Raw genomic sequence first — 25,582 nt, forward strand, 5'->3', positions numbered from 1 at the left:
CGTCACCGGGCCAGATCGAAGCGGTCGAGCTCCATCACCTTGGCCCAGGCCGCCACGAAGTCCCTCACGAACTTCTCCTGCGCGTCGGCGCTGCCATAGACCTCGGCCAGCGCCCGCAGCTGCGAGTGCGACCCGAAGATCAGGTCGACGCGGGTGCCGGTCCATTTGAGCTCTTCCGTCTTCCGGTCCCGGGCCTGGAACACGTTCTCGGCATCCGAGGACGGCTGCCACTGCGTGCCCATGTCGAGCAGGTTGGCGAAGAAGTCGTTGGTCAGCACCCCCGGCCGCCGGGTGAAGACGCCATGCGGGGCGTTCCCGGTGTTGGCGCCCAGCACGCGCAGGCCGCCGACGAGCACCGTCATCTCCGGCGCCGTCAGCGTCAGCAACTGCGCCCGGTCGACCAGCATCTCCTCCGGCGTCAGGGCCAGCAACGTCTCGCCGAGATAGTTGCGGAACCCGTCGACCTTCGGCTCGAGCGGCGCGAAGGAGGCGACGTCGGTCTGCTCCTGCGACGCATCGGTGCGGCCCGGGGTGAAGGGCACCTGCACGTCCTGCCCGGCATCCTTCGCCGCCTTCTCGACCGCGGCGCCGCCGGCGAGGACGATCAGGTCGGCCAGCGAGATCTTCCTGCCGCCGGACGCCGAGGCGTTGAACTCCTGCTGGATCGCTTCCAGCTTGGCCAGCACCGTCGCCAGCTGGTCCGGCTGGTTCACCGGCCAGTCCTTCTGCGGCGCCAGGCGGATGCGGGCGCCGTTGGCCCCGCCGCGCTTGTCGGAGCCGCGGAAGGTCGACGCCGAAGCCCAGGCCGTGGAGACCAGCTGGGGCACGGTGAGGCCGGAGGCGAGCACCTTCGCCTTCAGCGCGGCGACGTCCTGCGCGTCGACCAGCGGGTGGTCGACCTCGGGCACCGGGTCCTGCCAGATCAGCGTCTCCTTCGGCACCAGCGGGCCGAGATAGCGCACCTTCGGCCCCATGTCGCGATGGGTCAGCTTGTACCAGGCGCGGGCGAAGGCGTCGGCGAACTCCTCCGGATGCTCGAGGAAGCGCCGCGAGATCTTCTCGTAGGCCGGGTCGAACCGCAGCGACAGGTCGGTGGTCAGCATCGCCGGGGCATGGCGCTTCGACGGGTCGTGCGCATCCGGGATCGCGCCGGCGCCGGCGCCATCCTTCGGCCGCCACTGTTGCGCGCCGGCCGGGCTCTTGGTCAGCTCCCATTCATACTGGAACAGGTTCTTGAAGAACTCGTTGCTCCACTTCGTCGGCGTCGAGGTCCAGGTGACTTCCAGGCCGCTGCCGATCGCGTCGCCGGCGAAGCCGGTGCCGTGCGTGCTCCTCCAGCCCAGGCCCTGCTCCACGATATCGGCGCCTTCCGGCTCGACGCCGACCAGGGCCGCATCGCCGGCGCCATGGGTCTTGCCGAAGCTGTGGCCGCCGGCGATCAGGGCGACCGTCTCCTCGTCGTTCATCGCCATCCGGGCAAAGGTCTCGCGGATGTCGCGCGCCGCGGCGACCGGGTCCGGATTGCCGTTCGGGCCTTCCGGATTGACGTAGATCAGCCCCATCTGCACGGCGCCGAGATGGCCCTGCAGCTCGCGCTCGCCGCTGTAGCGCTCATCCGCCAGCCACTTGCCTTCGGGGCCCCAGAAGATGTCCTGATCGGGCTCCCAGGTGTCCGGGCGCCCGCCGCCGAAGCCGAAGGTTTTGAAGCCCATCGACTCGAGCGCGACGTTGCCGGTCAGGATCAGCAGGTCGGCCCAGGAGAGCTTGCGGCCGTATTTCTGCTTGATCGGCCACAAGAGCCGGCGCGCCTTGTCGAGATTGACGTTGTCCGGCCAGCTGTTGAGCGGCGCGAAGCGCTGCTGGCCCCGCCCGCCGCCGCCGCGGCCGTCGCCGATGCGGTAGGTGCCGGCGCTGTGCCAGGCCATGCGGATGAACAGGCCGCCGTAATGGCCGAAATCGGCCGGCCACCAATCCTGCGAATCCGTCATCAGGGCATGCAGGTCCTTGATCACGGCATCGAGGTCGAGGGTCTTGAATTCCTTGGCGTAATCGAACGCCTCGCCCATCGGGTCGGACAGGGCGGAGTGCTGGTGGAGAACCTGAAGGTTCAGCTGGTTCGGCCACCAGTCCCGGTTGGTGTGGGCGCGGGGACCGCCTGTGAACGGGCACTTGCCTTCGCTAGCCATGTTCCCTCCGATCGGGTTCCGCAGTTTTGAATTATTCTAAAACCAAATTCTAAAACCAACGCGGCGCTTTGGCCAAGGGCGAATGGGTGGTGCCGGCGTCAGCGCGCCAGTTTCGCCGCGATGCCGTCGAGCAGCAGGCCGAGGCCGTGGTCGAACTCCGCATCCGGGTCGCCGCCGCGCACCGCCGCCATGCCCGCGGCGAGCATCGGATAGGCGGCCAGATCGGCGGCGGCCATCCGTTCCCCCTCGCGTTCGTTGACGTCGGCGGCGTCGGCCTGCTCCTCCAGCACCCAGCCCACCACGTAGCGGCCGATCGCGATCTCGGCGCGCAGCGCGTCGGCCGGACTGAGGCCCAGGGCGCACAGGGCGGCGGTCTCGGATTCGACCGCGGCGAACTCCGCCGGCTCCGGCCGGGTGCCGGCGTGCAGCCGGGCGCCGTCGCGCCGCGACAGCAGCGCCCGGCGGAACCGGCGCGCATCGTCCGCCACCCAGGCGCGCCAGTCGGCGCCGGGCTCGACCGTCCGCCGCATCCCGGCCTCCTCCATCATCGCCGCGGCCATGGCGTCCAGCAGCGCCCGCTTGTTCCGGAAATGCCAGTACAGGGCCGGGGATTGCACGCCGAGGCGTTCGGCCAGGCGGCGGGTGCTCAACCCGTCGATGCCGACCTCGTCCAGCAGATCCAACGCCGTCCGGATCACCACGTCCCGCTGCAGCTTCATCATCTGCTCCTCACTCCGCCGCTTGACAGCCTAGCCGCGCTCGGTTCCTTATCATTGATAAATTTATCATCGATAAGGATCTGCCATGGCTTCCCTCGCCCCGGCCGCACCGCTGGAAGGGATCCCGGCCGCGTTGTGGCGCCAGGCCGCGATCCTGGTGGTCGGCGGCTTCCTGTCGCGCCTCACCACCTCGATCGTGAACATCGGCCTGGCGCCGATGGGCGAGGGCTTCGGCGTGTCGCTCGACACCATGCAGTGGGTGGCGACCGGCTACCTGCTGGCGCTGGCCGCCTCGATCCCGGTCAGCGCCTGGGCGGCGCGGCGGGCCGGGCCGACCCGGCTGTGGCTCGCCAGCCTCGGCCTGTTCATCCTGGTCTCGGCCGCCTGCGCCCTGTCGGCCACGGCCGGGCAGCTGATCGCGGCGCGGGTGCTGCTGGGCCTGTGCGGCGGCCTCCTGGTGCCGGTCGGGCAGATGCTGCTCGGCATGGCGGCCGGGCCCGGGCGGATGGGCCGGCTGATGGGCACGATGGGCATCGTGGTGGTGCTGGCCCCGGCGATCGGCTCCACCGTTGGCAGCGCGCTCCTGGCCTGGCAGGGCTGGCCCTGGCTGTTCTGGATCAACGTGCCGCTCGGCCTCGCCGCCCTCCTGGCCGGCTGGCGCTGGCTGCCGCGCGCCGAGGCCGGCCCGGCGGGCCGGCTCGACATTCCCGGCCTGGTGCTGCTGACCCTCGGACTGCCGCTGATGACCTGGGGCGTCTTCGCCATCGCCCAGGCCGGCGGCCTCGGCGCCGCGGCGGCGGACGGCGCGCTGCTGCTGGGCCTCGCCCTGATCGCCGGATTCGCGCTGCGGGCGCGGCGGATGGAGGCGCCGCTGATCCGCATCCGCCTGCTGCGCGAACGGGTCTTCGGTCCGGCCGGGCTGATCCTGTTCTGCGGCGGCTTCACCGTGTACGGGGCGCAGATCGCGCTGCCGCTCTACTACCTGCTGGTGCGGCACGAGACGGTGTTCACCACCGGCCTCTTGATCCTGCCGCAGGATCTCGGCATCGCGCTCGCCATGCCGCTCAGCGGGCGGCTGGCCGACCGCTTCGGCGGCGGCCGGCTGGTGATGGCCGGCACCATCCTGACCGTGCTCGGCACCGTGCCGCTGGCCTTCCTGGAGGCCCGGACCAGCTATCTCTGGCTCTCCGCCGTGCTGGCGGTGCGCGGCTTCGGCATGGTGCTGGCGGCGATGCCGGCGATGACCGTGGCCCTGGCTTCGCTGCCGAAGGAGCGCGTGCCGGACGGGGTGCCGCTGCTGAACATCCTCGACCGCACCGGGGCCTCGATCGGCGCGGCGCTGGCGGTGGCGCTGTTCGGCCTGTTCCTGCCGCCGGGACCGCCTTATCCGATGGGCGCGCTGGCCGCCTTCGACGCCACGCACGGCATCCTGGCGCTGGTCGCGGCGCTGCCGCTGCTGCCGGCGATGATGCTGCTCCGGGCGGAGCGGCGGTCCTAACGGGACCGGCCGCGGCGCTGGCTTGGCCGTCGCCGGTCCGGCCGGGGCGGCCGCGCCGGCTGGGCGGCGCGGTAGCGGTCGAGCATCCGGGCGAAGCTGGCGAGAAGGGCGGTCTCGATCTCCGGCCGGCCCTCCAGCCGGCTCAAGAGGAAGGCCGCGGATTCCAGGGTCGACAGCGCCTCGCGCCGGGGCTCGCGCCGCAGCTTGCCGTACAGCGACGGGCGCTGCGGCCTCAGGGCGATGCGCTTGCCCTTCAGCATCCAGGCGTTGCGCCACCACAGCGTCTTGGCCTGGCTCCAGGTGCCGTCCAGCACCACCACGCCTTCGATCTCGTCGAGCGCCGCCTCCTGCTCGGGCAGCGGCGCGCCCTTCCTGTCCAGCACCACCAGCTCGCGTCCCGGCGGGAAATCCTCCGGCCGCATCGAGCCGAGATACAGCACCGCCCAGCGCTTCGGGTCGGCCGGCTGGCCCAGCGCCGCTGCCAGGCTGGGCCAGGACAGGCCGATCTTGAACACGGCATCGGTCAGGTGCAGCGCGGTCAGCCGCGCCGTGCCCAGCTCCTTCGCCTGCTCCTGCGGGTGCTGCAGGATCAGCAGGCCGATCCGGTTCTCGACCGGCACCACACCGTCGCAGACGCACAGCGCCGTCGGCTTCAGGCAGCGCGGGCACTCGGCGTCCGGCGCCGCGGGCTCGATGTCGTTCGTGTCGATGGGGTCGGTCATGGCGGTGTTGAAGCGCAGTCCCGGGGCGCTGGCAAGCGGGGAACGGTCGCGCGCCGGGCCTCGGCATGGCACACTTCGGCCGGGGAGGAGCCATGACGACCGGTGCGACGCCGTTCCAGCACCTGTTCCGTCGCGGCGCCGCGGAAGCGCCGCCGCTCCTGCTGCTGCACGGCAGCGAGATGGACGAGCAGGCCATGACCGGCTTCGCCGCCGCGGTCGCCCCCGACACAACCTGGATCGCGCCGCGCGGCCAGGTGCCGGTCGGCGACGGCTGGGCCTTCTTCCGCCGCCACCCGGACCGTACGCTCGACACCGGGGACCTGGCGCTCAGGGCCGGCCATCTCGGCGGCTTCGTCGCCGAAGCGGTGATGCGTCACGGCCTGGCGTGGCGCGGCCGCCTATCCTGGCCGGCTTCTCCAACGGCGCGATCATGGCGGCGGCGCTGCTGGCGCTGCGGCCCGGCCTCGCCGCCGGCGCCATCCTGATGCGGCCGAAGCCGCCCTGGCCGGAGCGGGACTTCCCGCGGCTCGACGGGCTGCCGGTGCTGATCCTGGCCGGCGAACGCGACGAGCGCCGCGACCCGGAGGACGCGCCGGTGCTGGCGCGGCCGTCTGACGGCGGGCTCGAGCGCTTCCGGTGCTCGCGGACTCAAACGTCCGCTGCGCGCCGGTTCTCGAAACCACCGCCAGCCGACTCGCGCCAGCGCATTTCCAAACGATCTCTCCCGTCTGGGACGGCTACAGCCAGCCCCAGCGCTTGAACCGCCAGTACAGGAAGCCGCAGATGCCGACGATCGCGCCCAGCACCACGAAATAGCCGTAGGGCAGGCGCAGCTCCGGCATGTTGTCGAAGTTCATGCCGTAGATGCCGGCGATCGCCGTCGGCACCGCCAGGATCGCGGCCCAGGCGGCGAATTTCCGCTGCACCTGGTTCTGGCGCGAGGCCTCCAGCAGCAGGCCGGCCTCGAAGGTGTGGGTGACGATCTCGCGCAGCGCGTCGATATGGTCGCTCACCCGACGGACATGGTCGGCGACGTCGCGGAAATAGGGATGCATCGCCTCGTCGATGCAGCCCACCTCGGTGTGCTCCAGCTGCCTGCACACCTCCGCCGTCGGGGTCACGGTGCGGCGGATCACCATCAGCTCGCGGCGCAGGGCGTGGATGCGCTCGATGTCGCGGGCGGTCAGCGGCGCCTTCAGCACGCGCTGTTCCAGCGCCGTCACCTCGACCTCGATCGCCTCGACCACCGGCGTGTAGTTGTCGACCACGAAGTCGAGGATCGAATACAGGACGAAATCCTCGCCGTGCCTGAGCAGCGCGGGGCTGGCCTCCGCCCGTTCCCGCACCTTGGCGTAGGAGGAGGACGGGCCGTGCCGCACCGAGATGACGTAGCCGGGACCGACGAAGATGTGGGTCTCGCCGAACTCGGTCTCCTCCTTCACCCGGTGGGCGGTGCGCAGCACCACGAACAGGGCGTCGCCATAGGTCTCCAGCTTCGGCCGCTGATGCGCGTGCAGCGCGTCCTCGATCGCCAGCGGGTGCAGCCCGAACTGCTGCGCCAGGTCGCGCAGCTCGGCCTCCTCCGGCTCGCGGATGCCGATCCAGACGAGATGGCCGGGCTTCTCCGCCCATTGCCGGCCCTCCGACAGGGCGATCTCGGCGACCCGCTGTCCATTCTCATAGGCGGCGGCCGCAACCAGATGACCCAAGATTCCCTCCGTCCGTCGACGCGGGCGGCACGATAGCACGGTGTCCGACGGCCGCCAGCCGGGCGGTGGCGGCAATGCTCCCAAAGCCGGGAACAATTGAGATTTCACCTTCATCGACAACTGTAACAACCTGATGTTACGGTGGTTCGCAATTCGGCCCGGCGGTCCGAAGATCGCGGATCAAGACGGTGCGATGCCTGCCAGACCGTGCAGATTCTCCATTGCGGCTCTCCTTCTGGTCTCGGCGTCGGCGCTCGCCGGCTGCAGCTCTCTGCTGCATGAGGGCACGGCGGATCTTGCCGGCGTCGGCGGCGCGGCCGCGGCCACGGCGGTCACCGACAACGCCCTGGTCGCGACCGGCATCGGGCTCGGCGTCCGCTCCGCCGCCAGCGCCGGGCTGCAATATGGCGAGCGCAAGCTGCACCAGGCCGAGCAGGACCGCATCGCCGCCGTCGCCGGCCCGATGGCGGTCGGCCGGGTGGCGCGCTGGGACATCGCCCATGACGTGCCGATCGAGGCCGACGAGAAGGGCGAGGTCACGGTCAGTCGGCTGATCGGCGCGCCGCCGCTCGCCTGCAAGGAGATCGTGTTCTCGGTCGAGGGCGAGAAGGACCGCGCCTTCTACGTCGCCGTGATCTGCCAGAACGGCGAGACCTGGAAATGGGCCTCGGCCGAGCCGGCGACGGAGCGGTGGGGATCGTTGCAGTGATGGGGGCAGTGACGGGGGCAGTGACGGGGCGGCGTCGCCGTCTCCCGTGGCGCCTGCTGCCGATGCTGGTCATGCCGCTCTCGGGCTGCGCCATGGTGGCGGATGTCAGCGGCATCGCCACCGGCGGCACGGTCGGCGCCATCACCGCCAACCCGGTGGTCGGCTACAGCGTCGGCATGGGCACCCGCGCCGCGGTCGCCGCCGGGGTGAAGTCGGTGATGCGCGACCTGCACAAGGACGAGCAGGACGCGATCGCCGCCGTCGCCGGCTGGATGCAGCCGGGCGAGACCAAGCTGTGGCGGATCGACCACGACCTGCCCTTCGGCTATGCCGACGAGACCGGCGCGGTCCAGGTCACCCGGCTGATCGAGACGCCGCTCGCGACCTGCAAGGAGATCCTGGTCACGGTCGAGGAGGGCGAGGGCGCCAAGGCGACGCGAGGGATCTACGTCGGGACGATCTGCCGCCAGGGCGAGACCTGGAAATGGGCCTCGGCCGAACCGGCGGTGGAACGCTGGGGATACCTGCAGTAGGCCGCGAGCCGGGGCCGGCCGTCACTCCCGCGGCATGGCCGCGATCATCTCGATCTCGACCCGGGCGCCGAGCGGCAAGGCGGCGACGCCGATGGTCGAGCGGGCCGGGTAGGGGGCCCGGAAATGCCGTTCGTAGACCGCGTTCATGGCGGCGAAATCGTCCATGTCGGTCAGGAACACATTGACCTTCACCACCGCGTCGAAATTCAGGTCCGCCGCCGCCAGGATGTGGCCCAGATTGGCCAGGCACTGCTCGGTCTGGGCGGCGGCGTCGCCGTCGACCAGGCGGCCTGTGGCGGGGTTGATCGGGGTCTGGCCGGAGAGGAAGAGCAGGTCGCTGCGTCCCACCACGCCGTGCGAATAGGGGCCGATGGCCTGCGCCTGCGCACTCGTCACAGCCTTGCGTGCCATCGCACCCCCATCTCGCCCCCTCAGGCGTGTGCCGCGCCAGGCGGCGCGACGCGATGATGCCGCGACCGGTGCGCCGTTGGAAGACGGTTTCGCGATGCCGGCAAGATTTCGCGGCGAGGGGCGGCCGGAACCTTGTCCCGGCCGCCCGCCACCGCGGACTCCCACGGCGGATCCGGGGCCCCTTCCTTCGCGGAAGGAGCCCGGCTCCGTTCCTACTCCGCCGCCTGGGCCAGCGGCGCGTCGGGCGACCAGCGCAGCACCGGCTTGCGGGCCGCGGCGGTCTCGTCCAGGCGCCGGCGCGGCGCGTGGTAGGGCGCGCCCTTGAACCACTCCACCTGGCCCGCCTTGGCCTTCTCGACCAGCGACCGCATCATGCCGATGAACTGGTCGAGCGTCGCCTTGCTCTCGGTCTCGGTCGGCTCGATCAGCATGGCGCCGTGCACGACCAGCGGGAAGTACATGGTCATCGGGTGGAAGCCCTCGTCGATCATCGCCTTGGCGATGTCGAGCGTCGTCACGCCCGTGTCCTTCAGCGCCCGGTCGTCGAACAGCGCCTCGTGCATGCAAGTGCCGTTGTCGAAGGCCGGGGTCAGCACGTCCTTCAGGCGGGCCTGCACGTAGTTGGCGTTCAGCACCGCGTCGCTGGCCACCTGCCACAGCCCGTCGGCGCCGTGGCTCATCATGTAGGCGAGGGCGCGGACGAACATGCCCATCTGGCCGTGGAACGCCTTCAGCCGGCCGAAGCTGTGCTCCGGCGCGCCGTCGCGGCCCTTGTGCTCGGCGACGCGGAAGCCGTTGGCGTCATGCACCACGGCCGAGATCGGGGCGTAGGGCGCCAGCGCCGCCGACAGCACGACAGGGCCGGAGCCCGGGCCGCCGCCGCCATGCGGGGTGGAGAAGGTCTTGTGCAGGTTGATGTGCATGGCGTCGACGCCCAGGTCGCCCGGGCGCACCCGGCCGACGATGGCGTTGAAGTTGGCGCCGTCGCAGTAGAAGAAGGCGCCGGCCTCGTGCACCACCCGCGCGATCTCGACGATGTCGCGCTCGAACAGGCCGCAGGTGTTCGGGTTGGTCAGCATGATCGCCGCCACGTCCGGCCCCAGCTTGGCCTTCAGCGCGGCGAGGTCGACATGGCCGTCCGCCGTCGCCGGGATGGCGTCGACGGTGTAGCCGATCGCCGCCGCGGTCGCCGGGTTGGTGCCATGCGCCGATTCCGGCACCAGCACCCGCCGGCGATGGCCCTCGCCGCGGGCCTCCTGGGCGGCGTGGATCGCCATCATGCCGCACAGCTCGCCATGCGCGCCGGCGGCCGGGGACAGGGCCACGGCCGGCATGGCGGTCAGCGTCTTCAGCCAGTGCGCCAGCGTGTCGATCAGCTCCAAGGCGCCCTGCACGGTCGCGACCGGCTGCAGCGGGTGGATGTCGGCGAAGCCGGGCAGCCGCGCCATCCGCTCGTTCAGCCGCGGATTGTGCTTCATGGTGCACGAGCCGAGCGGGTACAGCGCGGTGTCGATCGCCATGTTCATCCGCGACAGGCGGGTGTAGTGGCGCATCACCGTCGGCTCGGCCAGGCCGGGCAGGCCGACCGCGGCGCGCGGCTTCACCCCGCCCAGGCGCAGCTCGGCGGTCGAAGGCTCCGGCAGGTCGACGCCGCAATGGCCGGGCGAGTCCTGCTCGAAGATCAGCTTCTCCTCGATGTCGAGGCCGCGGTTGCCGGTGAAGGTGTCGACTTCGGTCATCACAGCACCTCCGACAGGCCGGCGCACAGCGCGTCGATATCGGCCTCGGTGTTGGTCTCGGTCGCCGCCACGAGAGCCAGGTCGGCGAAGGCCGGGCGGTTGGCGTAGATCCGGCTGACCGGCACGCCGCCCAGGATGTTGCGCTTGGCCAGCAGGTCGATCACCAGCTCGGCCGGCTTCGGCAGGCGAATGGTGATCTCGTTGAAGAAGCTGTCGTTCAGCACCGCGACGCCCGGCACCTTGGCCAGCTTCTGGGCCAGGGTCACGGCCTTGGCGTGGTTGATCCGCGCCAGCTTCGTGAACCCGGCCTCGCCCAAGAGCGACAGGTGGATGGTGAAGGCCAGCGCGCACAGGCCGCTGTTGGTGCAGATGTTGCTGGTCGCCTTCTCGCGCCGGATGTGCTGCTCGCGGGTCGACAGGGTCAGCACATAGCCGCGCTTGCCCTCCGCGTCGACGGTCTGGCCGCACAGCCGGCCCGGCATCTGGCGGATGAACTTCTCGCGGGTCGCGAACAGGCCGACATAAGGGCCGCCGAAATTCAGCGCGTTGCCGATCGACTGGCCCTCGCAGACCACGATGTCGGCGCCCATCTCGCCCGGCGGGGTGAGGAGGCCCAGCGACACCGCCTCGGTGACCACCACGACCAGCAGCGCGCCCTTGGCGTGGCAGGCCTCGGCCAGGGCCGACAGGTCGTGGACGTGGCCGAACACCGACGGGTTCTGGACCACGACGCAGGAGGTCTCGCCGTCGATCCGGCCGGCCAGGTCCTCGACCCCGTCGGGGCAAGGCACCGCCTCGTCCAGGGTGAAGCCGGTGAAGTCGGCATGGGTGCGGCAGACGTCGCGGTACTGCGGGTGCAGCCCGCCGGAGATCACCGCGCGGCTGCGCCGGGTGACCCGGTTCGCCATCATGATGGCCTCGGCGCAGGCGGTGGAGCCGTCATACATCGAGGCGTTGGCGACCTCCATCCCGGTCAGCAGCGCGACCTGGGTCTGGAACTCGAACAGATACTGCAGCGTGCCCTGGGTGACCTCGGGCTGGTACGGCGTGTAGCTGGTCAGGAACTCGCCGCGCTGGATCAGGTAGTCGACCGTGGCCGGGACGTGGTGGCGATAGGCGCCGGCGCCGCAGAAGAACGGCACCGACCCGGCGGGCACGTTCTTTGCCGCCATCGCGCCGAGCGCGCGCTCGACCTCCAGCTCGCCCTGGTGCGGCGGCAGCTCGGTCAGGGGGCCGGGCAGCCGCGCGCTCTGCGGCACGTCGCGGAACAGGTCGTCGACCGAGCCGGCGCCGATCGCCGCGATCATGTCGCGGCGGTCGGCCTCGGTCAGAGGCAGATAGCGCATCAGTGCTGGTCCTCGACGTAAGCCTTGTAGGCGGCCTCGTCCATCAGGCCGTTCACCGCGGCGGGGTCGGACAGCTTCACCTTGATGAACCAGCCCTCGCCCATCGGCTCGTCATTGACGGTTTCCGGCGCGTCGACCAGCGTCTGGTTGGTCTCGACGACCTCGCCGGCCACCGGGGCGAAGACCTCGCTCGCCGCCTTGACCGATTCGACCGTTCCGAAAGCGTCACCGGCGCCCAGCGTCTTGCCGACCTCGGGCAGCTCGACGAAGACGACGTCACCCAGCTGCTTCTGGGCGAAATCGGTGATGCCGATGGTGGCGATGTCACCCTCGACGCGGATCCACTCGTGGTCCTGGGTGTAGCGAAGCGTGCTCATCTGCTGGCGTCCCTGTTCGTTCAGCGGTGGAAGTTCGGGGCGACGAAGGGCAGGGCGGCCACCACGGCCGGATGCGCCTTGTCGCGGATCAGGAGGGAGACGGCCGTGCCGGGGGCGGCGAACCCCGTCTCGAGATAACCCATGGCGACCGGGCCGCCGACCGAGGGGCCGAAGCCGCCCGAGGTGACACGCCCGATCTCGCGTCCGTCGGCGGACAGGACCGGCGTGCCCTCGCGGGCCGGGGCGCGGCCCTCGGGCCTGATGCCGACCCGCTCGCGCGCCGGCCCCTCGGCCAGCTGCTTCAGGATGCGGTCGGCGCCGGGAAAGCCGCCCTCGGCCCGGCGGCGCTTGCCGATGGTCCAGGACAGGCCGGCCTCGACCGGGGTCGTCGCGGTGTCGATGTCGTGGCCGTAGAGGCACAGCCCGGCCTCCAGCCGCAGCGAATCGCGGGCGCCCAGGCCGATCGGCGCCGCCTCCGGCTCCGCCAGCAGGACGCGGGCGATGCGATCGGCCTCCTCGGCCGGGACCGAGATCTCGAACCCGTCCTCGCCGGTATAGCCGGAACGGCTGATCATGCATTCGACCCGGTCGAGGGCGAAGGTGCCGGCCTCCATGAAGGCCAGGTCGTCGGCGCCGAAGGCGTGGCGGGCCAGGACGGCGGCGGCCTTCGGGCCCTGCAGCGCGATCAGCCCGCGGTCGTCCAGCCGCACCAGCCGGGCGCGGCCGGCCAGCTTCGCCGCGATATGGGCGAAGTCGGCGTCCTTGCAGGCGGCGTTGACCACCAGGAACAGCCGCGCCGGGTCGGGCGTGCGGGTGACCATCAAATCGTCGAGGATGCCGCCCGTCTCGTTCAGCAGCAGCGAATAGCGGATGCGGCCCGGCGCCAGGGCGGCGATGTCGCCCGGCAGCAGCGTCTCGATCAGCGCGGCCGCGTCCTCGCCCGGCTCGGCCTCCAGCCAGGCCTGGCCCATATGGCTGACGTCGAACAGCCCGGCCTCGGCGCGGGTGTGCAGGTGTTCCTTCAGGATGCCGGCCGGGTACTGCACCGGCATCTCGTAGCCGGCGAAGGGGACCAGCTTGGCGCCGAGCTCGACATGCAGGTCGAAGAGTGGAGTTCGGAGCAGGGGGGTATCGGTCACGGTCCCGGGTCCTCGTCGACAAAAGGTGGGCGTGCGGGACCATCCCGCGCGCCACCCCCTCTGTCTGGGACCTGAGAGAATCGCCGGGAACTCTGTCCGGCTTACCCCATCGGTGAGGCAGCGGCGGGCGCCGCTGCCTGCTCTCCAGAGTGCCTTACCCTGACGGTCCTTTGGCCTGAGAGTTTCCGGGGCGTTTGCTCCTTCGGCGCCGGTCCCGCTGCAACGCGGTCCCGGTCTCTCCCGCCAGGGTCGTAGGCCGTATCAATGCGCAGGCGGACACTCGTCCGTCGCGCCCGAAAAGTCAATCCGCGACGGTTACAGGCCTGCTTCCGTCATTCGTCATTGCGGCGGCAGGCTCGAATCCGGTGTGCGCGGATCGGGCACCACCGGGGCGATGGTGCGGCGGCCGGCGGCCTGGGCGGCGGCGCCCGGCGTCCGCGGGTCGTTGCGGTGCTTGTTGAACTCGAGCTGCTGCGGCGTCAGCTGGAATCCGATCATGATCTTGTACGAGCCGCCCTCCGCCGGGCTGGAGGCGGGGATCACCTGCTCCAGCGGCTCCTGGATGGTCTCGCGCGGGGTGACCTGCAGCCTGGGCACCGGGATCTTCACGTCGAAATTGGCCTTGTTCAGGATCCGGTCCTGGGCGTCGGTGACCGCGACGAAGTACTGCACCGGGACGTCCTTCTCCAGCCAGGCGGCCGGGCCGCGCCAGGCGGTGAACTCGACATTGACGTTCATGGTCACGGCGTTGTCGCCATAGGTGCAGTCGCCCCGGGTGTTGGTGATCCGGGCCTCGACCAGCACGTCCTTCGGATTGGTGCTGTTGTTGCGCACCAGGTCGTAGACCGCGGCCTCCTGCGGAATGACGATCTGCGGGCAGCGCAGCCCGGCCTGCTGCGCCGCATTCTCGCCACCGCAGGCTGCTAGGCCTGCCAGCAGGAGGACGGAACCGCCGGCCCGAAGGCGCCCTGAGACGCCGTACCGCGCTTTTCTTGGGAGGGCACCTATATTAGGGTCGCGACGCAACAGTTCGGCGGGCATCGCCCTCTCCTTCAACAACGGGTTCAGGACCATAGGAAATGGCACAGGCTGGCACAAGCGCAGGCGCGGATGCGCGGGACGCGCGGCCGTCCTTGACGGTGATGCTGGCCTCGCCGCGCGGATTCTGCGCCGGCGTCGACCGCGCCATCCAGATCGTCGAGCGGGCGATCGAGAAATACGGCGCCCCGGTCTATGTCCGGCACGAGATCGTGCACAATCGCTTCGTGGTCGAGACGCTGGAGGCCAAGGGCGCGATCTTCGTCGAGGAGCTGGACGAGGTGCCGAACGACGCGCCGGTGGTGTTCTCGGCCCATGGCGTGCCGAAATCGGTGCCGGCGGAGGCGGAGCGGCGCAAGCTCCTGTATCTCGACGCCACCTGCCCGCTGGTCAGCAAGGTGCATCGCGAGGCCGAGCGGCACTACCGCACCGGCCACACCGTGATCCTGATCGGCCATGCCGGCCACCCCGAGGTGATCGGCACCATGGGCCAGCTGCCGCCCGGCGCGGTGCGGCTGGTCGAATCGGTCGAGGACGTGGCGACGCTAGAGGTCGAGGACCCCGACAACCTCGCCTTCGCCACCCAGACCACGCTGTCGCTGGACGACACGGTCGCGATCGTCGACGCGCTGAAGGCCAAGTTCCCCACCATCTCGGCGCCGAACAAGCAGGACATCTGCTACGCCACCACCAACCGGCAGGAGGCGATCAAGGTGATCGCCCCGCATTGCGACGCGGTGCTGGTGATCGGTGCGCCGAACTCCTCCAACTCGGTGCGGCTGGTCGAGGTCGCGCGCCGGGCCGGCTGCGACAAGGCGATGCTGGTGCAACGCGCGGCGGACCTCGACTGGTCCTGGTTCGACGGCATCGCCACCCTCGGCATCACCGCCGGCGCCTCGGCGCCCGAGGTGCTGGTCGAGGAGGTGATGAGCGAGCTGCACAAGCGCTACGCCGTCAGCATCCAGTCCGAGCCGACCACGGTCGAGACCATCACCTTCAAGCTGCCGCGCGAGCTCAGCCCCGCCTGACCATGCCGAAAGATGGACATCTGAGTCCGCAGCGTCTGCGGACGCCCGAGGCATTGGTCGAGGCCGGCCTGGCGGGGCATGACCGCCTGGACGAGTTGCGTTCGGTCGCGGCGCGCTACGCCATCGCGGTGACGCCGGCGATGGCGGACCTCGTCGACCCGGCCGATCCGGACGACCCGATCGCGCGGCAATTCGTGCCCGGCGCAGCCGAGCTGGAGACGCGGACGGAAGAGCTGGCCGACCCGATCGGCGACGGCGCCCACAGCCCGATCCCGGGGCTGGTCCACCGCTATCCGGACCGGGTGCTGCTGAAGCTCCTGCATGCCTGCCCGGTTTATTGCCGCTTCTGCTTCCGACGCGAGATGGTCGGGCCGGGCGGCGAGGCGATGGGCGAGGCCGATGTCGCGGCCGCGATCGACTACATCCGTGCCCGGCCGGAGGTGTGGGAGGCGATCCTGACCGGCGGCGACCCGCTGATGCTGGCGCCGCGCCGCCTGGCCGACGTGGTGGCGCGGCTCGACGCCATCCCGCATCTCGGCGTGGTCCGGCTGCACAGCCGTGTGCCGGTGGTGGAGCCGGAGCGGGTGACGCCGGAGCTGGTGGCGGCGTTCAAGGCACAGGACAGCGCCGTCTGGCTCGCCATCCACAGCAACCATCCGCGCGAGCTGACCCCCGCGGCGCGGGACGCGATCCGCCGCCTGGCCGATGCCGGCATCGCGCTGGTCTCACAGACCGTGCTGCTGCGCGGCGTCAACGACGACCCGGCGGTGCTGGAGCAGCTGTTCCGCGACTTCGTGCGCCTCAGGATCAAGCCCTACTACCTGCATCACGGAGACCTCGCCCCCGGCACAGCCCAGTTTCGAACCGGGATCGAGGACGGGCGCCGGATCATGAAGGCGCTGCGCGGCCGGCTGTCGGGCCTGGCCCAGCCGACCTATGTGCTCGACATCCCGGGCGGCCGCGGCAAGGTGCCGGTCGGGCCGGACTATCTCGACGGCTCCGACGCCGAGGGCTGGACCGTCGAGGACCCGAACGGCCACCGCCACGCCTATCCGCCGAAGATGTGACCGATCGTCAATCCTGGCCAGTGAGGGGGCGGAGGGCCAGCAGCCGCCGACGGGCCGTCACGATGCCGCGGCTGAGCAGGACCAGCACTGCGCCGATCGCCAGCCGCGCGGCGGTGGAGACGAAGCCGCCGAAATCGTCCGGGGCGATCGGAGGCATGGGGAAGCCGTTCTCGGCCACGTAGCGATAGTACAGCCCGGCCTTGCCCCAGTAGTAGAAGGCATCGGCGATCCCGGTCGCGACGAAGTACAGGCCGAGCGCCGCGATCGCGATCTCCTCGACTGCGCGGAGGTCGAAGCCGCTGCCCTGGCCGGGCGCGGCCGCTTCGACCAGCAGACGGTCGACGATCCGCCCCGCTCCCCAAAACATGACGAGGCCGATCAGGCCCGCGATGGCCGGCGGCATGAGCGTCATGGTGATGACGTCGCGGGTCGTCATCGGCGCCTCCATCGGCAGCATGCGCCCCAGCAGGACCGGCAGGTCGATCACGGCAGACACAATGACGATCAGCCCGGCGATCTTGACCAGAAGGCGGGCGATTTCCCGTAACGACATGGCATGACCCCCCGGTTCAGCCGGCAGGCAGTGTATCAGGAAGGTGTGGCCGCACTCCACATCCTGCGTCTCTCCCTTCGACAAGCCGGCCCTTCCCGCACTATGAAGACGGGCGCTGTCGCTTCCGCCGGGTGCCCATGGCCGTCTACACCGAAGTCACCGACGAGGATGTCGCCGCCTTCGCGGCGGAATACGACATCGGCTCCGTCCTGTCGCTGAAGGGCATCGCCGAGGGCGTCGAGAACTCCAACTACCTGCTGGTGACCACGGCCGGGCCGCATATCCTGACGCTCTACGAGAAGCGGGTGGCCGAGGCCGACCTGCCCTTCTTCCTCGGGCTGATGCAGCATCTGGCGGCGCGCGGCATCGAATGCCCGCAGCCGGTCGCCGCCCGCGACGGGCAGGCGCTGCGCCGCCTGGCCGGCCGGCCGGCGGTGATCGTCACCTTCCTGGACGGGCTGTGGCCGAAGCGGATCCAGCCCTGGCACTGCCAGGCCCTGGGCCCGGCGCTGGCCCGGATGCACGCGGCCGGGGCCGATTTCCCGATGGTCCGGCCGAACAACCTGTCGCTCGGCGGCTGGCGCCGGCTGGTGGCGGATTGCGCCGGCCGTGCCGACACCGTGACGCCCGGCCTGGCCGAAGGCATCACCCGCGAGCTCGCCTTCCTCGAAGCGCAGTGGCCGACGGACCTGCCGGTCGGGCTGATCCATGCCGACCTGTTCCCGGACAACGTGTTCTTCCGCGACGGCCGCCTGTCCGGGCTGATCGACTTCTACTTCGCCTGCACCGACATGCTGGCCTATGACCTGTCGATCTGCCTGAACGCCTGGTGCTTCGAGCCGGACGGCGCCTTCAACGTCACCAAGGCGCGGCTGCTGCTGTCCGGCTACCGGGCCGAGCGGACGCTGTCGCCGGCCGAGGTCGCGGCGCTGCCGATCCTGGCGCGCGGCAACGCGCTGCGCTTCCTGCTGACCCGGCTCTACGACTGGCTGAACCACCCGCCGGGCGCCTTCGTCCGGCCGAAGGACCCGCTCGAATACTGGCGCAAGCTGCGCTTCCACCAGCAGGTCACCAGCGTGGCCGCCTATGGGATCGATCCGTGACCGACACCGCCGCGACGACGAAGAAGCCGATGAAGCTGCCCAAGGTCGAGATCTTCACCGACGGCGCCTGCAGCGGCAATCCCGGCCCCGGCGGCTGGGGCGTGCTGCTGCGCATGGGCGAGACCGAGCGCGAGCTCTATGGCGGCGAGACGCTGACCACCAACAACCGGATGGAGCTGATGGCGGCGATCCAGGCGCTGGAGGTGATGAAGCGCCCGGTCGAGGCGGTGCTGACCACCGACAGCCAGTATGTCCGCAACGGCGTGATGCAGTGGCTCAAGGGCTGGAAGGCGCGCGGCTGGGTCACCGCCGACCGAAAGCCGGTGAAGAACATCGACCTGTGGCAGCGGCTCGACACCGCCATGGCGCCGCACAAGGTCCGCTGGGAATGGACCCGCGGCCATGCCGGCCACGCCGAGAACGAGCGGGTGGACGAACTGGCCCGGAAAGGCCTGCGCGAGCACGGCCGCGGCCTGGCGCCGGTCGAGGCGTCGTAGGTCGGGTTCGCTTGGGCGAACCCGACATTCGCCTCTCTTCCCATTTGTCATGCCCGGGCTTGACCCGGGCATCCAGGAAATGTCGATGCCGCTCCGGGTGGCTCCTGGATTGCCGGGTCAAGCCCGGCAATGACAGGAACGGGGTACGTGCGAACTGGCCGCTTGACCCGGACCATCCTCTCTCCATATTACCAATAGTAAGTTACTATTGGTAATGACGCCGCCGTGCCCCGCGCCGGTGGCCTGGAAAGGGAAGGTCATGGTTCAGCGAGTCCTGATCGCCGGCGGATATGGCGTGGTCGGCGGCACCGTCGCCCGGTATCTGCGGCGGACGGCGCCGGATCTCGACATCATCCTGGCGGGGCGGTCGCCGGAGTCCGGCGCGGCGCTGGCGCGGGAGATCGGGGCATCGACCCTGCGGCTCGACGTCGCCGACCCGGCGGCGGCCCTGGCCGATCTCGGGCCGGTCGACCTGATCGTGGCGGCGCTGCAGGACCGCGGCGACACGCTGATTCAGGCCGCCCTGGCGCAAGGCGCGGCCCATATCGGCATCACCAAGGTGGTGGAGGAGACCGGACCTGCGGTGTTCGCGGCGCTGCACGCGCCGCCGCGGCGGCCGGTCGTGCTGGCCGGCCACTGGGCGGCTGGGGTGCTGATCCTGGTGGCCCGGCAGGCGATCGAGGATTTCGCCCGGGTCGACTCCGCTGCCATCGCCGCGCTGTACGATGAGCGGGATGCGGTCGGGCCGATGAGCGCCGCCGATGCCGAGGCCTTCTCCGGCCGCGCCTTGCTGCGCCGGGCCGGGCAATGGGCCTGGGTCGATGGCGGCGACCACGGCCGCGCCCTGCACCTTGCCGAGGGGCTCGAGGCCACCGTGCAGCCCCTGGCCGCGCTCGATATCCCCAGCCTGGCTGCGATCACCGGCGCCCCCGATATCCGCTTCGATTTCGGCATGGGCGAGTCGCTCGGCACCCGGGCCGGCGACCGCGCCTCGCATGAAGGCGTGATCGAGATCGAAGGGGTGCTGCTGTCGGGGCGGCCTGTCCGGCGGCGGGTCCTGGTGTCGGACCCGAAGGGGGTGGACCACATGACCGCGCTGGGCGCCCTGGTCGTCGCCGAGCGCGTCCTCGGCCTGGACGGCCTGCCGTTGCCGGCAGGCGGCCTGGCCTTGCCCGAGACCCTGGTCGCGCCCGAGGCGGCGATCGCCCGGTTCGAGCAGCTCGGGGTGCGGATCACGACCGAGACGGATCCGGAGTGACATGGGAAGGGGCCCGCCACGCGGCGGGCCCCGTCAGTCTCAGAGCGCCGCCAGGATGGCCTCGCCGCTCGACACCTCGAAGGCGCCCGGCTTCTCGACGCCGAGATGGGTGACGACGCCGTCCTTGGCGACCAGGGCGAAGCGCTGCGACCGGGTGCCCAGGCCATAGCCCGACCCGTCCATCTCCAGCCCCAGCGCCTTGGTCAGGGTGGCGTTGCCGTCCGGCAGCATGAACACGGTGTCGCTCGACACCTCGCTCTTGTCGGCCCAGGCCTTCATCACGAAGGGGTCGTTCACCGCCAGGCAGACGATCTGGTCGACGCCCTTGGCCTTCAGCGCCTCGGCGTTGCCGGTGAAGCTCGGCAGGTGCTTGGCCGAGCAGGTCGGGGTGAAGGCGCCCGGCACCGCGAACAGGGCGACCGTCTTGCCCTTGAACAGGTCGTCGGTCTTGACCTCGGCCATGCCCTCCTTGCCGAGGTATTTCAGCGTGACCGACGGGATGCGGTCGCCAACCTTGATCGTCATGGGGTCTCTCCGACAGATTGCATGGGGCCGGCCCGCAGCGGCCGCCCTTGTTGACCGAATGGTTACGAACTCGCGCCGCGGGCCTGCTTCAAGGCATCCAGGACCGTCTCGGTGCTCAGGAGCTCCGGCAGCAGGATCCCGTCCGGCGCCCCCGGCCCGTACACGGCGTTGAACGGTATGCCGTAGCGGCCATGCGCCGCAAGGTAGTCGGCGATCGCCGGGTCCGGATTGGTCCAGTCGGCCAGCATCGGCACCATGCCCGCCGTGCCCAGCGTCGCCGCCACCGGGTCGCGCTCGATCACCAGCAGCTTGTTGACCTTGCAGGTCAGGCACCAGTCGGCGGTGACGTCGACGAACACCACCTTGCCCTCGCGCACCAGCCCGGGAATCGCGGCCCGGTCGAACCGCGTCCAGGGAATGGCGGAGGCCGCCTGCGGCGTGGCCGCGTCGGACCGGTCGAAGCGCAGCGGCAGCAGCACCGCCGCCAGGGCCAAGCCGACCGCCGCGACGGTGCCGGTCCGCCGGATCGCGACCCCGCCGCGCCGCCGCAGCCACAGCACCAGGCCGATCGCCACCAGCACCGCCGCCACCAAGGCGGCCGCCGCCGGCGGCACCTGCACGGCGAGGACCGAGAGCAGCCAGGCGGCCGTGCCGAACAAGGCGAGGCCCATCACGGCCTTGACCCAGACCATCCAGCGGCCGGGCCGCGGCAGCAGCCGGGCCAGGCCCGGCACGGCGGCGATCAGCAGATAGGGCAGCGCCATGCCGATGCCGAGCGCGGCGAAGATCGTGCCGATCTCGAAGGGCCCGCGCGACAGGGCGAAGCCCAGAGCGGTGCCGACGAAGGGGGCGGAGCAGGGAGTGGCCAGGAGGGTGGCGAAGGCGCCGGTCAGGAACGGACCGGCCAACCCGTCCTTCTCCGGCCGGCCGGTGCCGCTGGCCCGGGCCGCGGCGTCCATGGCGCGGCCGGGCAGCGTGATCTCGAACAGGCCCAGCAGGTTGCAGCCGAACAGGGTGACGATCACCGCCATCGCCGCCAGGAACACCGGCTCCTGGAACTGCAGGCCCCAGCCGACCGAGGCGCCGGCCGCCTTCAGCCCGACCGCGCCGGCCGCCAGCACCAGGAAGGAGGCGAGGATGCCGGCGGCGGTGGCCAGCAGGCCCAGCCGCTGCCGCCGCGGGGTGCGGCCCCCCGCCTCGACGCCCCCGAGCTTGATGATCGACAGGAGCTTGAGCGACAGCACCGGCAGCACGCAGGGCATCAGGTTCAGGATCAGCCCGCCCAAGAGGGCCACGCCCAGGATCGACAGCCAGGCGGCGGCATCCGGCGCCGCCGCCACCGCCGCGCCGACCGTCGCCTCGGCCTCGACGCTGCGCGGCCCGTCGACCAGGGTCAGGACCAGCGGACTGCCGGCCAGGGCCGCCGGCGGGTCGGCCGCCGCCTGGATCCGGTCGATCTCGGCCACCAGCTTGCGGCCGCCCTCGCTGGTGGTGATGCGCGGCGCGGCGAAAGCGTCGCCCGGCGCGCCCTCGACGAAGATGTCGGGTGTCTCGAAGGGCTCGCGCGCCGTCGCCTCGATCCTCAGGCCCCCGTTCGGGCCGGCGGTGGAGGCCGCGACCGTGCCGAAGGCCAGGCCGGCGGCGCTGCCGTCGGCCGGCACCGCGTTGGCGTAGCGGTCGATCAGGTTGGCCGCGGCCGGGTCGGGCGTCGCGGCGCCGGCCGGCAGGTCGAGCGTGAAGCTGAAATTGGCCGGGATGCAGATGTCGCTGCACACCAGCACGGTCGCGGCCAGGGCCAGGTGCTGCGCCTGCCCCGGCTGCGCCACCGGCAGGGTCAGCGGGAACACCACCTCGGTCTCGTAGCCATAGGTCTCCAGGCCGAACAGCTGGAACCGGTGCGGCGCCGGATAGGCAAGCGTCGCGGTGCCGAGATTGGTCGAGCCCGCCCAGTCCAGCGCCGGCGGCAGCCCGGCATCGCCGGGGGACCGCCAATAGGTCTTCCAATGCGGCTCCAGCCGGATGTGCAGCCCGGCCGGGATCTCGCCCAGGGTGCCGGTGCCGTCGACCGCCGTGACCAGCCGCGCCGATGCGCCCTTGGCGTTCTGCCACGGCGTCTCGGCGGCCCCGGCCATGCCGGGCCCGGCCAGCGCGGCGAGGCCGAGCGCGGCGGCCGTCAGGAAGGCGAGCCTACGACTCATCGAAACTCCGGCACCATGAAACCGCCCTTCTTTGGCCTATATAGTCGTTCGAAACCAGATCGCCGCGGGTTAGCCTAGTGTCGCAGGCGGAACGGAAGACGGAGCAGTGGTCGGGATGAGACGGGCGAAATCCTCCAAGGGCAAGGTGCCGGCGGATGGCAGCTACCTCGGGGGGCAGCTGCTGATCGCGATGCCGACCCTGATCGCGCCGCCCTTCGCCCGGACGGTGATCTATCTCTGCGCCCACAACGACCAGGGGGCAATGGGGCTGGTGGTCAACAAGCCGCTGTCGACCATCGACTTCCCCACCCTGCTCGACCAGCTCGGCATCCCGCATGGCGACCTCCTGGGCAGCACCCGGGTGCAGTTCGGCGGCCCGGTCGAATCGGGCCGCGGCTTCGTGCTGCACTCGACCGACTACCGGGCGGAGAAGACGGTGGTGGTCGGCGACGTCGCGGTGACCTCGACGCTCGAGGTGCTGCAGGCGATCGCCAGCGGTGCGGGCCCCAGCCGCCACCTGCTGGCGCTGGGCTATGCCGGCTGGGCGGCGGGGCAGCTCGACGCCGAGATCCAGGCCAATGGCTGGCTCAACGTTCCCTGCGATTCCGACATCCTGTTCGGCGACGACCTTTCGGTGAAGTGGGAACGCGCCATCGCCAAGCTCGGCGTCGACCCGATGATGCTGTCGGGCGAAGCGGGTCATGCCTGAGGCCGCCCGCAAACGCGCCGGCGCGGCCGCCTGATGGCGTGACCTCCGCTTCCGGTGCTCACGGACATTCGTCCGCTGCGCTCCGGGTCTCGGCCCCACCACCAGCCGACTCACGCCGACACGTTTTCGGACGACCTCTGGGAACCGGCTACCCTTTCCTGTCATCGCCGGGCTTGACCCGGCGATCCAGGGGCCACCCAGAGCGGCCTCAACATCTCTGGATGCCCGGGTCAAGCCCGGGCATGACAGTGATTGGGACGGTCGGACCGGTCAGTTCGAGCCCAACGCTTCACTCAGGAAAGCTGGCGGCACGGTCTTGGTCAGCCACACCCCGTTGTCGGCGCGGTGGAAGACGAAGCCCTGCCGGTGCATCGCGCCGGCGGCGACGGTCAGCACCAGCGGTTGGCCGTGCCGGCGGCCGACCGCCGTCGCGGTTTCGGCATCCGGCGACAGGTGGACGTGGTGGCGCGAGCCGGCGACCAGCCCCTCGGTCCGGATCGAAGCCAGGAACCGGGTCGCGGTGCCGTGGAACAGCTGCTCCGGCGGCTCCACCGGCGCATAGGCGATCGCCACCTCCGCCGTCGAATGCCCCTGCACGGCGCGGATCCGGGCGCCGTCCGGGCTGATCGCGAACCGCTTCTTGTCGCTGGTGTCGACCACCGCCCGGATCAGCTGCGGATCAAGCGCCTGTCCGTTCGTGGCCGCGGCGGCGATCAGCGCGTCGATCCCGGCCCAGCCCTCGCTGTCGAGCGACAGGCCGATGGCCTGCGGCTCGTGCCGCAGGACGTAGCTCAGGAACTTGCTGGTCTCGGTCAGCCGGTCGGCCATGATCGGGTCTTTCACGGGTCGAGGCCGCGCAGCCTATCACAACCGCCGGGTCAGCCAGTCGGCTCGGATTGGGTCGCCCTCAGGCGACCCAATCGACGCCGTCAGTTCAGCTCGCGCACATCGGTCAGGTGGCCGGCGATCGCCGCGGCCGCGGCCATGGCCGGGCTGACCAGGTGGGTGCGGCCGCCGCGGCCCTGCCGGCCCTCGAAGTTGCGGTTCGAGGTCGAGGCGCAGCGCTCGCCCGGCGACAGCTTGTCGGCGTTCATGGCCAGGCACATCGAGCAGCCGGGCTCGCGCCAGTCGAAGCCGGCGTCCTTGAACACCTGGTCCAGCCCCTCGGCCTCGGCCTGTTCCTTCACCAGGCCGGAGCCCGGGACGATCATGGCGTAGACCGTGCCGGCGACGCGCCGGCCGCGGGCGACGGCGGCGGCGGCGCGCAGGTCCTCGATCCGGCCGTTGGTGCAGGAACCGATGAAGACCTTGTCGACCGGCACCTCGCTCAGCCGCTGGCCGGGCTTCAGGCCCATATAGTCCAGGCTGCGGCGCCAGGCGCTGGCCTTGTTGGCATCCGGCGCCTTGTCCGGGTCCGGCACGATGCCGGTGATCGGCGCCACGTCCTCCGGGCTGGTGCCCCAGGTCACCATCGGCACGATGTCCCTGGCCTTCAGCACGACCTCGCGGTCGTAGCGGGCGCCCTCGTCCGACGGCAGGGTGCGCCAGTACTCGACGGCCTGGTCCCAGGCCTCGCCCTTCGGCGCCAGCGGCCGGCCCTCGACATAGGCGAAGGTGGTGTCGTCCGGGGCGATCAGCCCGGCCCGGGCGCCGGCCTCGATCGACATGTTGCAGACCGTCATCCGGCCTTCCATCGACAGGGCGCGGATGGCGTCGCCGGCGTATTCGATGACATGGCCGGTGCCGCCGGCGGTGCCGATGGTGCCGATGATCGCCAGGATCATGTCCTTCGCGGTCACGCCCAGCGGCAGGTCGCCCTCGACCGTGATGCGCATGTTCCTGGCCGGCTTCTGCAGCAGCGTCTGGGTGGCCAGCACATGCTCGACCTCGCTGGTGCCGATGCCGAAGGCCAGCGCCCCGAAGGCGCCGTGGGTCGAGGTGTGGCTGTCGCCGCAGACGATGGTGGTGCCCGGCAGGGTGAAGCCCTGCTCCGGCCCGATGATGTGGACCACGCCCTGGCGGATGTCGTTCATGGTGAAGATCGGCACGCCGAAATCGGCGGCGTTCTTCTCCAGCGTCTCGACCTGGATCCGGCTCTCCTCGTCGGCGATGCCGCCGGCGCGGTCCGAGGTCGGCACGTTGTGGTCCGGCACGGCCAGGGTGGCCTGCGGCTGGCGAACCTTGCGGCCGGCCAGGCGCAGCCCCTCGAAGGCCTGCGGGCTGGTCACCTCGTGCACGAGGTGGCGGTCGATGTAGAGGATGCACGTGCCGTCATCCTGGCGGTGGACGACATGGCTGTCCCAGATCTTGTCGAACAGTGTCCGCGGCGCGCTCATCTCTCACATCTCCGTCATCCGGCTCTTCGGCCGGCGGCCCTTTCGGCCGACGCTGGACCATAGCCGAGCGCAAACCGAGGCAAAAGCTGGAATAATTTCAAAGTTGTCACCCTCCCCGCGGTGCAAATCGGGACGATGGACAGGAGTCCGGCCCGGCCGCATCCTCGCAGGCGCAAGCAACA

25 protein-coding genes and 2 riboswitches are annotated in these 25,582 nt (G+C 70.9%); of the genes, 10 read left to right on the top strand and 15 right to left on the bottom strand.

Annotated features, from left to right (window positions below; genetic code table 11):
* Positions 1-2: 2 nt before the first annotated feature.
* Positions 3-2,186: a catalase/peroxidase HPI gene (gene katG, locus ACFW16_RS11235; protein ID WP_380304835.1), complete on the bottom strand. Its 2,184-nt coding sequence runs from the start codon at positions 2,184-2,186 to the stop codon at positions 3-5.
* A 98-nt stretch (positions 2,187-2,284) separates the two neighbouring features.
* Positions 2,285-2,905: a TetR/AcrR family transcriptional regulator C-terminal domain-containing protein gene (locus tag ACFW16_RS11240; RefSeq protein ID WP_380304837.1), complete on the bottom strand. Its 621-nt coding sequence runs from the start codon at positions 2,903-2,905 to the stop codon at positions 2,285-2,287.
* An 85-nt stretch (positions 2,906-2,990) separates the two neighbouring features.
* On the opposite strand from ACFW16_RS11240, the gene ACFW16_RS11245 reads away from it, so the two are divergent.
* A complete protein-coding gene (locus ACFW16_RS11245) occupies positions 2,991-4,403 on the top strand; it encodes a DHA2 family efflux MFS transporter permease subunit (protein WP_380304839.1) in 1,413 nt (470 codons plus the stop codon).
* On the opposite strand, the gene ACFW16_RS11250 is transcribed toward ACFW16_RS11245, so the two are convergent.
* Entirely contained in the window at positions 4,400-5,125 is a 726-nt protein-coding gene (locus ACFW16_RS11250) for a tRNA-uridine aminocarboxypropyltransferase (RefSeq protein WP_380304841.1), read from the bottom strand. The two genes, ACFW16_RS11245 and ACFW16_RS11250, sit on opposite strands and share 4 nt — an antisense overlap.
* Positions 5,126-5,217: 92 nt before the next feature.
* On the opposite strand from ACFW16_RS11250, the gene ACFW16_RS11255 reads away from it, so the two are divergent.
* A complete protein-coding gene (locus ACFW16_RS11255) occupies positions 5,218-5,610 on the top strand; it encodes a hypothetical protein (RefSeq protein WP_380304843.1) in 393 nt (130 codons plus the stop codon).
* 252 nt (positions 5,611-5,862) lie between these two features.
* On the opposite strand, the gene corA is transcribed toward ACFW16_RS11255, so the two are convergent.
* The gene (gene corA, locus ACFW16_RS11260; RefSeq protein WP_380304845.1) at positions 5,863-6,834 is read right to left on the bottom strand and encodes a magnesium/cobalt transporter CorA; all 972 of its coding nucleotides are present in this window, start codon (positions 6,832-6,834) and stop codon (positions 5,863-5,865) included.
* A 193-nt stretch (positions 6,835-7,027) separates the two neighbouring features.
* Here corA and ACFW16_RS11265 point away from each other — a divergent pair, with 193 nt between their 5' ends.
* Both ACFW16_RS11265 and ACFW16_RS11270 read left to right on the top strand, forming a co-directional pair.
* Entirely contained in the window at positions 7,028-7,543 is a 516-nt protein-coding gene (locus ACFW16_RS11265; protein ID WP_380304847.1) for a hypothetical protein, read from the top strand.
* A complete protein-coding gene (locus ACFW16_RS11270; protein ID WP_380304849.1) occupies positions 7,543-8,076 on the top strand; it encodes a hypothetical protein in 534 nt (177 codons plus the stop codon). The genes ACFW16_RS11265 and ACFW16_RS11270 overlap by 1 nt, the downstream gene beginning before the upstream one ends.
* A 21-nt stretch (positions 8,077-8,097) precedes the next feature.
* On the opposite strand, the gene ACFW16_RS11275 is transcribed toward ACFW16_RS11270, so the two are convergent.
* From ACFW16_RS11275 to ACFW16_RS11300, 6 genes are all read right to left on the bottom strand, one after another.
* A complete protein-coding gene (locus tag ACFW16_RS11275) occupies positions 8,098-8,487 on the bottom strand; it encodes a Rid family detoxifying hydrolase (RefSeq protein WP_380304851.1) in 390 nt (129 codons plus the stop codon).
* Positions 8,488-8,699: 212 nt separating this feature from the next.
* Positions 8,700-10,226 (bottom strand): aminomethyl-transferring glycine dehydrogenase subunit GcvPB, encoded by a 1,527-nt coding sequence (gene gcvPB / locus ACFW16_RS11280; protein ID WP_380304853.1) that lies wholly within the window; start codon positions 10,224-10,226, stop codon positions 8,700-8,702.
* Complete coding sequence (gene gcvPA, locus ACFW16_RS11285) at positions 10,226-11,572, bottom strand: aminomethyl-transferring glycine dehydrogenase subunit GcvPA (protein ID WP_380304854.1); 1,347 nt, start codon at positions 11,570-11,572, stop codon at positions 10,226-10,228. Before gcvPA ends, gcvPB begins: the two co-directional genes overlap by 1 nt.
* Positions 11,572-11,949 (bottom strand): glycine cleavage system protein GcvH, encoded by a 378-nt coding sequence (gene gcvH, locus ACFW16_RS11290; RefSeq protein WP_380304856.1) that lies wholly within the window; start codon positions 11,947-11,949, stop codon positions 11,572-11,574. Before gcvH ends, gcvPA begins: the two co-directional genes overlap by 1 nt.
* A 20-nt stretch (positions 11,950-11,969) precedes the next feature.
* Positions 11,970-13,088, bottom strand: coding sequence for a glycine cleavage system aminomethyltransferase GcvT (gene gcvT / locus ACFW16_RS11295; protein ID WP_380304858.1), 1,119 nt, complete (start codon positions 13,086-13,088; stop codon positions 11,970-11,972).
* Between the two features lie 56 nt (positions 13,089-13,144).
* A riboswitch (glycine riboswitch) is annotated at positions 13,145-13,240 on the bottom strand.
* A gap of 1 nt (position 13,241) precedes the next feature.
* Positions 13,242-13,341, bottom strand: a riboswitch (glycine riboswitch).
* A gap of 86 nt (positions 13,342-13,427) precedes the next feature.
* A complete protein-coding gene (locus tag ACFW16_RS11300) occupies positions 13,428-14,129 on the bottom strand; it encodes a hypothetical protein (protein WP_380304860.1) in 702 nt (233 codons plus the stop codon).
* Positions 14,130-14,167: 38 nt separating this feature from the next.
* Here ACFW16_RS11300 and ispH point away from each other — a divergent pair, with 38 nt between their 5' ends.
* Both ispH and ACFW16_RS11310 read left to right on the top strand, forming a co-directional pair.
* On the top strand, positions 14,168-15,154 hold the full coding sequence (ispH, locus tag ACFW16_RS11305) for a 4-hydroxy-3-methylbut-2-enyl diphosphate reductase (RefSeq protein WP_380304862.1): 987 nt from the start codon (positions 14,168-14,170) through the stop codon (positions 15,152-15,154).
* Between the two features lie 2 nt (positions 15,155-15,156).
* A complete protein-coding gene (locus tag ACFW16_RS11310) occupies positions 15,157-16,221 on the top strand; it encodes a lysine-2,3-aminomutase-like protein (protein WP_380304864.1) in 1,065 nt (354 codons plus the stop codon).
* A gap of 7 nt (positions 16,222-16,228) precedes the next feature.
* Here the strand turns inward: ACFW16_RS11310 and ACFW16_RS11315 are convergent, their stop codons facing one another.
* Positions 16,229-16,858, bottom strand: a complete 630-nt coding sequence (locus ACFW16_RS11315; protein WP_380304866.1) for a hypothetical protein — start codon at positions 16,856-16,858, stop codon at positions 16,229-16,231.
* A 53-nt stretch (positions 16,859-16,911) separates the two neighbouring features.
* On the opposite strand from ACFW16_RS11315, the gene ACFW16_RS11320 reads away from it, so the two are divergent.
* The 3 genes from ACFW16_RS11320 (at position 16,912) to ACFW16_RS11330 (ending at position 19,632) form a co-directional block, all read left to right on the top strand.
* Positions 16,912-17,877 carry a homoserine kinase gene (locus ACFW16_RS11320; protein WP_380304868.1) on the top strand — a complete coding sequence of 322 codons (966 nt, stop codon included), beginning with the start codon at positions 16,912-16,914 and terminating at the stop codon, positions 17,875-17,877.
* Positions 17,878-17,906: 29 nt separating this feature from the next.
* A complete protein-coding gene (gene rnhA, locus ACFW16_RS11325) occupies positions 17,907-18,374 on the top strand; it encodes a ribonuclease HI (RefSeq protein WP_380305028.1) in 468 nt (155 codons plus the stop codon).
* 259 nt (positions 18,375-18,633) lie between these two features.
* A complete protein-coding gene (locus ACFW16_RS11330) occupies positions 18,634-19,632 on the top strand; it encodes a saccharopine dehydrogenase NADP-binding domain-containing protein (RefSeq protein WP_380304870.1) in 999 nt (332 codons plus the stop codon).
* Between the two features lie 39 nt (positions 19,633-19,671).
* On the opposite strand, the gene ACFW16_RS11335 is transcribed toward ACFW16_RS11330, so the two are convergent.
* Complete coding sequence (locus ACFW16_RS11335) at positions 19,672-20,157, bottom strand: peroxiredoxin (RefSeq protein WP_380304872.1); 486 nt, start codon at positions 20,155-20,157, stop codon at positions 19,672-19,674.
* Between the two features lie 62 nt (positions 20,158-20,219).
* Positions 20,220-22,355, bottom strand: a complete 2,136-nt coding sequence (locus ACFW16_RS11340) for a protein-disulfide reductase DsbD family protein (protein WP_380304874.1) — start codon at positions 22,353-22,355, stop codon at positions 20,220-20,222.
* A 115-nt stretch (positions 22,356-22,470) separates the two neighbouring features.
* On the opposite strand from ACFW16_RS11340, the gene ACFW16_RS11345 reads away from it, so the two are divergent.
* Positions 22,471-23,064 carry a YqgE/AlgH family protein gene (locus ACFW16_RS11345; RefSeq protein ID WP_380304876.1) on the top strand — a complete coding sequence of 198 codons (594 nt, stop codon included), beginning with the start codon at positions 22,471-22,473 and terminating at the stop codon, positions 23,062-23,064.
* A gap of 270 nt (positions 23,065-23,334) precedes the next feature.
* On the opposite strand, the gene ACFW16_RS11350 is transcribed toward ACFW16_RS11345, so the two are convergent.
* Both ACFW16_RS11350 and leuC read right to left on the bottom strand, forming a co-directional pair.
* On the bottom strand, positions 23,335-23,892 hold the full coding sequence (locus ACFW16_RS11350; RefSeq protein ID WP_380304878.1) for an RNA 2'-phosphotransferase: 558 nt from the start codon (positions 23,890-23,892) through the stop codon (positions 23,335-23,337).
* A gap of 101 nt (positions 23,893-23,993) precedes the next feature.
* A complete protein-coding gene (gene leuC, locus ACFW16_RS11355) occupies positions 23,994-25,400 on the bottom strand; it encodes a 3-isopropylmalate dehydratase large subunit (protein ID WP_380304880.1) in 1,407 nt (468 codons plus the stop codon).
* Positions 25,401-25,582: the final 182 nt, after the last annotated feature.

The organism is Inquilinus sp. NPDC058860 (assembly GCF_042743185.1).
Taxonomy (GTDB): domain Bacteria; phylum Pseudomonadota; class Alphaproteobacteria; order DSM-16000; family Inquilinaceae; genus Inquilinus.

Coding starts and splice junctions, on each gene's coding strand:
- ACFW16_RS11300 (WP_380304860.1), bottom strand. CDS start 14,129: ATGCCCGCCGAACTGTTGCGTCGCGACCCTAATATAGGTGCCCTCCCA.
- ACFW16_RS11350 (WP_380304878.1), bottom strand. CDS start 23,892: ATGGCCGACCGGCTGACCGAGACCAGCAAGTTCCTGAGCTACGTCCTG.
- ACFW16_RS11320 (WP_380304868.1), top strand. CDS start 16,912: ATGGCCGTCTACACCGAAGTCACCGACGAGGATGTCGCCGCCTTCGCG.
- ACFW16_RS11330 (WP_380304870.1), top strand. CDS start 18,634: ATGGTTCAGCGAGTCCTGATCGCCGGCGGATATGGCGTGGTCGGCGGC.
- ACFW16_RS11240 (WP_380304837.1), bottom strand. CDS start 2,905: ATGAAGCTGCAGCGGGACGTGGTGATCCGGACGGCGTTGGATCTGCTG.
- ACFW16_RS11265 (WP_380304847.1), top strand. CDS start 7,028: ATGCCTGCCAGACCGTGCAGATTCTCCATTGCGGCTCTCCTTCTGGTC.
- ACFW16_RS11345 (WP_380304876.1), top strand. CDS start 22,471: ATGAGACGGGCGAAATCCTCCAAGGGCAAGGTGCCGGCGGATGGCAGC.
- ACFW16_RS11255 (WP_380304843.1), top strand. CDS start 5,218: ATGACGACCGGTGCGACGCCGTTCCAGCACCTGTTCCGTCGCGGCGCC.
- rnhA (WP_380305028.1), top strand. CDS start 17,907: ATGAAGCTGCCCAAGGTCGAGATCTTCACCGACGGCGCCTGCAGCGGC.
- ACFW16_RS11275 (WP_380304851.1), bottom strand. CDS start 8,487: ATGGCACGCAAGGCTGTGACGAGTGCGCAGGCGCAGGCCATCGGCCCC.
- katG (WP_380304835.1), bottom strand. CDS start 2,186: ATGGCTAGCGAAGGCAAGTGCCCGTTCACAGGCGGTCCCCGCGCCCAC.
- gcvPA (WP_380304854.1), bottom strand. CDS start 11,572: ATGCGCTATCTGCCTCTGACCGAGGCCGACCGCCGCGACATGATCGCG.
- ispH (WP_380304862.1), top strand. CDS start 14,168: ATGGCACAGGCTGGCACAAGCGCAGGCGCGGATGCGCGGGACGCGCGG.
- ACFW16_RS11335 (WP_380304872.1), bottom strand. CDS start 20,157: ATGACGATCAAGGTTGGCGACCGCATCCCGTCGGTCACGCTGAAATAC.
- gcvH (WP_380304856.1), bottom strand. CDS start 11,949: ATGAGCACGCTTCGCTACACCCAGGACCACGAGTGGATCCGCGTCGAG.
- ACFW16_RS11270 (WP_380304849.1), top strand. CDS start 7,543: ATGGGGGCAGTGACGGGGGCAGTGACGGGGCGGCGTCGCCGTCTCCCG.
- leuC (WP_380304880.1), bottom strand. CDS start 25,400: ATGAGCGCGCCGCGGACACTGTTCGACAAGATCTGGGACAGCCATGTC.
- ACFW16_RS11310 (WP_380304864.1), top strand. CDS start 15,157: ATGCCGAAAGATGGACATCTGAGTCCGCAGCGTCTGCGGACGCCCGAG.
- ACFW16_RS11340 (WP_380304874.1), bottom strand. CDS start 22,355: ATGAGTCGTAGGCTCGCCTTCCTGACGGCCGCCGCGCTCGGCCTCGCC.
- gcvPB (WP_380304853.1), bottom strand. CDS start 10,226: ATGACCGAAGTCGACACCTTCACCGGCAACCGCGGCCTCGACATCGAG.
- ACFW16_RS11250 (WP_380304841.1), bottom strand. CDS start 5,125: ATGACCGACCCCATCGACACGAACGACATCGAGCCCGCGGCGCCGGAC.
- ACFW16_RS11245 (WP_380304839.1), top strand. CDS start 2,991: ATGGCTTCCCTCGCCCCGGCCGCACCGCTGGAAGGGATCCCGGCCGCG.